Below are 5,046 nucleotides of genomic sequence, written 5' to 3'. Positions count from 1 at the left end.
CGCGGCGAGCTGCCGCCGGGGCCGCAGGGCGACGGCGACCTCCGGATGGAGGTGGAGCCGCCGGTCGCCCGTGCCGAGCTGCCCCGTCCGGCGAGCCCGCCGCGGCGCAACCGCTCGGGCGAGCGGGGCCGTCCGTCCGGCGGCGGTGGACGCGGCGCGCGCCGGGCCGGCCGCGACGTGCCCCCCGATCCGGCCGTGGAGCGCCCCGGGCACGTGTGGTCGGCCGAGGACACGCACGGCACCGCCGGGCCCCCTCCGCCGCCGTCGGTGCCGCCCGCGGCCCCGTCGTCGCCGCCGTCGTCGCAGTCCTCCACCGAGTCGCTGCTGGACCGGGCCGAGTCGCTGCTCGACCGCACCGAGGCCAACGGGACGCGCCCGGCCAACGGCTCCAGGCCCGGCGGGGTGTCCCGGTCGCAGGGGCGCTCGGCCGCCAACGGGTCGTCGCCGGCGTCGACCGGCCGCCCGGTCGCGGGCAACGGCGCCCCGCCGCGGTCCAAGGGGACGCGCGCCAAGGGCGGCTCCCACGCCAAGGGCTCCGGCTCCGGGCAGGACCAGGAGCGGCCGTCCAAGGACGTGCCCGTCGAGCTGTGGGGCGAGGGCCTCGACCTCGGCGGCGACCCGACCCGTACCGCCGAGGACGGGGTCATCTCCAAGGGCAAGGACGCCGCGTCCATCCTCAAGGACGTCAGCAAGGAGGCCGAGAAGGGCAAGAACGGCAAGAACGGCTCGTCCTCCCTGATGCGCTACGACCTCGATAGGTGAATCCCGGCGGCGCCCTGAAGAGGCTGCTGTCCTCGGCGGGCGGCGCGGTGACCGTGCAGTTCGTCACCGCCGGCGGCAGCCTGGTGGTGCAGGCGCTGGCCGCGCGCAGCCTGGGCGCGCACGGCTACGGCGCGTACGCGCTGCTGGTCGCCGTGCTCGTGATGATCACGGCGGTGCAGACCAGTTTCGTCGGCGACACCCTCACCGTCTACGACCGGTTCGAGCCGCGGGTGCGCGGGGCGCTGCTGCTGTCGGTCGCCGGAACGGTCGCGGCGGGCGCCGTGGTGGGTGCGGTGGTGGCGGTCGCGATGGGGCTGGCCGGGCCCGCCGGGATCGCCCTGTTCGCGCTGCTGGTGGGGGCGTGGCTGCTGAACGAGACGCTGCGCCGGATCTTCACCGCGCGGATGGAGTTCTGGCGGCTGGCCGCCAACGACTGCTCCTATCTGGTGGTGACCCTCGGCACGCTGGGCGGCGCGCTGGCGCTGGGCGCGGACGCCTCGCTGGAGCTGCTGCTGGCCGCGATGTGCGTGGGCTGCGCCGCGTCGGTGATCCTGGCGGCGCTGCGGCTGCCGGGCGAGGAGTTCGGGGCCGCCCCGCTGCGCGGTACCGCGCTGCGCGAGATCCTGGGGTTCGCCTGGTGGCGGTCCATCCAGGCGGCGATCCGGCCGAGCGCGCTGCTGGCCGCCCGGATCCTGATCGCCGGTTTCGCCTCCACCGCCGCGCTGGCGGGGATCGAGGCGGCCCGGCTGCTGCTGGCCCCGGCGCTGACCTTCGTGAACGGCGCGGGCTGGTTCCTGCTGGGCGACTTCGCCAAGGCCGAGCGCGAGGGCCGGCCGATGCGGGCCGTCCAGGCGGTGCGGGCCTGCGGGCTGATGGCGGGGGTCGCGCTGGTGATGAGCGCGGCGGGGATCCTGCTGGCCGCCCCGCTGGGCCCGGTGGTCACCGGGGGCTCGTTCGAGGTGGACGGGACGGCGCTGTTCGGCTGGGGCATCTACGCGGTCTGCTTCGCCTGCACGCTGCCGCTGGCGAGCCTGGCCACGGCCCGCAAGCGGTCCCGGACGGTCTTCGCGATCCGCGGCGCCGAGGCCCTCACCGGGCTGGCGGTGCTGACCGTCCTGCTGGCGCTGGACGAGGGCAACGCGGCGCTGGCGCCGTACTGCCTGGGCATCGGCGGCCTGGTCTCGGCGGCGCTGCTGTGGCGGATGCTGCGCCGCGGCGACCCCGCCCCCGACCCCGGCCCCGGCTCCGGTTCCGGTCAGTTGTTGTGCGGGGCCGACTCGCGGGCGGGATCGTCCCCGCCGAGCGCGCCGGATGGCCCGGTCGCGGACGCGGCCGGGGTCTCGGAGAGCGGTATGGCCGGGAGGCCGTGACGGCGCCGCAGCAGCATCCAGGCGACGGCGGCGGCCACGGCCAGGGCCACCAGCGTCCACGCCAGCGTCACCGGGCCGAACCCGAACATCTTCAGCGCCGTCGCCACCAGCACGAACGCCAGGATCCGCCGGATCAGCCCGCCCGGCGCCCGCGAGGAGATCTTCGACCCGATGTAGACCCCGGGGATCGAGCCGACCAGCAGCGCCGCGGTGACCTCCATGCGGAAGTCGCCGAACAGCAGGTGCCCGAGCGCGGCGGCGAACACCAGCGGCACCGCCTGGAGCAGGTCCGTCCCGACCAGCTGGTTGGCCTTCAGCGCCGGGTACAGGGCCAGCAGTGCCACGATGATCAGTGAGCCGGAGCCCACCGAGGTCACCCCGACCACCAGCCCGCCGACCAGCCCGACCAGCACGGTCGGCACCGGCCTGATGGTGATCTCGGGGGTGTCGGTGGCGGCCGGCTCGCCGCGCGCCACCGTCCGCCGGTCGTCCCCGGTGTGCCGCGCCGCGTGGTCCTTCAGCGCCTGGTAGCCCCGGACGACCAGGCCCGTGGCGGCCAGCAGCAGCGCCACGCCCATGGCCTTCTCGATGACGTTCTGGACGTCCTCGCCCTCGCCCAGCGCCCGGGCCAGCAGCACCCCGCAGAACGCGGCGGGCACCGAGCCCACGCACAGCCAGCCCACCAGCTTCATGTTGATGGTGCCCTGGCGGTAGTGGACGGCGCTGCCGACGGGCTTCATCACCGCGGCGGCGACCAGGTCGCTGGAGACCGCGGCCAGCGGGCTGACCCCGAAGAACGTCACCAGCATCGGCGTCATCAGCGCGCCGCCGCCCATGCCCGTCAGCCCGACGATGATCGCGACCAGGAACGAGCCGAGCGCCATCGTCCAATCGAAGTCCAACGCCATGACCTACCGGGTTACTCGGAAAAATTCGGTAGCCAGGGTACGCGGTGGAACGAACGGGACGTACGGGAGGGGGGTGGCGAAGCCCGGCGGCGCGCGCCGTCAGCCGCCGCGGACCCAGCCGCCCGCGATCAGCAGGTCCAGCACCTGCGCCACGGCCTCGTCCGGCGCCAGCCGCGATGTGTCCAGCACCAGATCGGCGTCGCCGGGCTCCTCGTACGGGTCGGAGATGCCGGTGAACTCCGGGATGATCCCCGCCCGCGCCTTGGCGTACAGGCCCTTGCGGTCGCGCCGCTCGCACTCCTCCAGCGGCGTCGCGACATGGACCAGCACGAAGTCGCCCGCCGCCGACACCATCCGCCGCACCTCGGCGCGGGTCGCCGCGTACGGGGCGATCGGCGCGCAGATGGCCACCCCGCCGTGCCGGGTGACCTCGGTGGCGACGAACCCGATCCGGCGGATGTTGAGGTCGCGGTCGGCCTTGGAGAAGGTCAGCCCGGCCGACAGCAGCCGCCGCACCACATCGCCGTCCAGCAGCGACACGCTGCGGCCGCCGCGCTCGATCAGCGCGTCCGCCAGGCCCCGCGCCACCGTGGACTTGCCGGAGCCGGACAGGCCGGTGAAGAAGACCGTGAGGCCGCGCTCGTGCTTGGGCGGGCGGGCCACCGCCAGTTCGGCGGCCACCGCGGGCGGGGTGAACCAGTCGGGGACCGGCTCGCCGGCGTCCAGCAGCTCGCCGAGCCGGTCGGCGGTCAGCTCGGCCTGCACGTGGTCGGGCTCGATCCGGGCGACCGGGCGCCACACCTCCACGTCGGCGTCGTAGGCCCACGGCTCGGGCACCGCGACGGGGATCGCCGTGCCCTCGGCGGCCTCCTCGGCCAGCAGATGGGTGGCGCCGTAGGCGGCGGCGACGTGGGAGCGCAGCAGCAGGTCGCGCCGGCCGGCGTCCTCGGCGCCGTCGCCGCGCGGCGGCAGCGGGACGGGGACCACCTCGGTGCCCTCCGGCAGCTCCTTGCGGACCGCCAGCAGCGCCCGCACCAGCGCCTCGTCGTGCCGGCCGCCCAGCAGCGGCAGGATCAGCACCCGGGCGTCGAGCCGCTCGGCGACCTGCCGCAGCTGGCCCAGCTGCTTGCGGTGCAGCGGCTCGCGGGTCGCGACGGCCAGCACCGCGCCCTCGTGCGGCCGGATCTCGTCGGGACGACGGCGCAGCCGGTGGAACGGTCCGTGCGCGGGCGCGCGCAGGGCTTCGAGGGTCCCCGCGAGCCGCCAGCCCTGGGAGGTCGGCTCCTGCCAGGCCTCGGCGACGTCCAGGACGGCCAGCGGCACGCCCTCCGGGTCCTGCAGGACGACCCGCTCGTGCGCGGTGAACTCCTTGGGCACCGACAGCGTGACCGGGACCGGCCACGGCGTGCCGTCCGCAAGCCGCCCGCCCGCGATCACCATCGCGGTGTCGAACGAGCCGAGGAACCCGGCCAGCGGGCGGTACACGCCCGCCAGCAGCAGCTCCAGATCCGCGAGCTCGATCGCGTCCGGGCTCCATGCGGGCAGGTCGCGCAGCGTGTCGGGTAGGCCGGCGTCGGCGGTCACCGCGGTCTCCGATCCTGCCCGGGGCAACCGGGCTGGTCCAGGTCAACAGGGGTTTCCGCAGAAAAATACCGAGCCCGGCCGGGTGCTCGCACCTCGGCACGGGCCGGAACGGTTCAGAACAGGGCCGGAGCCGGTCTCGGGGTGGTGCTCAGATGACCCGGGCGAAACGGTTCTCGGGCTTGCGTATCACCAGCGTGACCTCGGTGTGGCCGGCGCTCAGCCGGCCCCGGCTCAGCAGCGCCGCCAGCCGGCACAGCGGCCCCAGGGAGCGGCCGGTGGCGCCCATCGCGTCCAGGCCGTCGCGCGAGGTGTACTCCTCGGAGATCACCAGGCCGCGCATCACGCAGTACCACCGCATGCCCTCCCGGGACGCCACCCGCTCGTACAGCGCGGCGGGCGGTGCCGCCGGGGCGGCGGGGCGG

General features: G+C 75.5%; 3 protein-coding genes and 2 pseudogenes. 2 read left to right on the top strand and 3 right to left on the bottom strand.

What is annotated here, in order from left to right; genetic code table 11:
* Positions 1 to 762, top strand: a pseudogene (locus ACFPZN_RS55615) (hypothetical protein); the annotation flags it as partial.
* Positions 759 to 2,132, top strand: coding sequence for a lipopolysaccharide biosynthesis protein (locus ACFPZN_RS55610; protein ID WP_378293455.1), 1,374 nt, complete (start codon positions 759 to 761; stop codon positions 2,130 to 2,132). The pseudogene ACFPZN_RS55615 and the gene ACFPZN_RS55610, both read left to right, overlap by 4 nt.
* Here ACFPZN_RS55610 and ACFPZN_RS55605 read toward each other — a convergent pair.
* The 3 genes and pseudogenes from ACFPZN_RS55605 to ACFPZN_RS55595 form a co-directional block, all read right to left on the bottom strand.
* Positions 2,018 to 3,040 carry a sulfite exporter TauE/SafE family protein gene (locus ACFPZN_RS55605; RefSeq protein WP_378293453.1) on the bottom strand — a complete coding sequence of 341 codons (1,023 nt, stop codon included), beginning with the start codon at positions 3,038 to 3,040 and terminating at the stop codon, positions 2,018 to 2,020. The two genes, ACFPZN_RS55610 and ACFPZN_RS55605, sit on opposite strands and share 115 nt — an antisense overlap.
* Positions 3,041 to 3,139: 99 nt before the next feature.
* The gene (cysC, locus tag ACFPZN_RS55600) at positions 3,140 to 4,624 is read right to left on the bottom strand and encodes an adenylyl-sulfate kinase (RefSeq protein WP_378293451.1); all 1,485 of its coding nucleotides are present in this window, start codon (positions 4,622 to 4,624) and stop codon (positions 3,140 to 3,142) included.
* A gap of 148 nt (positions 4,625 to 4,772) precedes the next feature.
* Positions 4,773 to 5,046 (bottom strand): annotated as a pseudogene (locus ACFPZN_RS55595) (class I SAM-dependent methyltransferase); the annotation flags it as partial.

Source organism: Actinomadura rugatobispora (assembly GCF_042656285.1).
Lineage (GTDB): Bacteria > Actinomycetota > Actinomycetes > Streptosporangiales > Streptosporangiaceae > Spirillospora > Spirillospora rugatobispora.
This window is presented reverse-complemented; position numbering and strand designations above follow the sequence as displayed.

Bases quoted from the DNA above. Each gene is read 5' to 3' on its own strand.
- ACFPZN_RS55605 (WP_378293453.1), bottom strand. From the start codon at position 3,040: ATGGCGTTGGACTTCGATTGGACGATGGCGCTCGGCTCGTTCCTGGTC.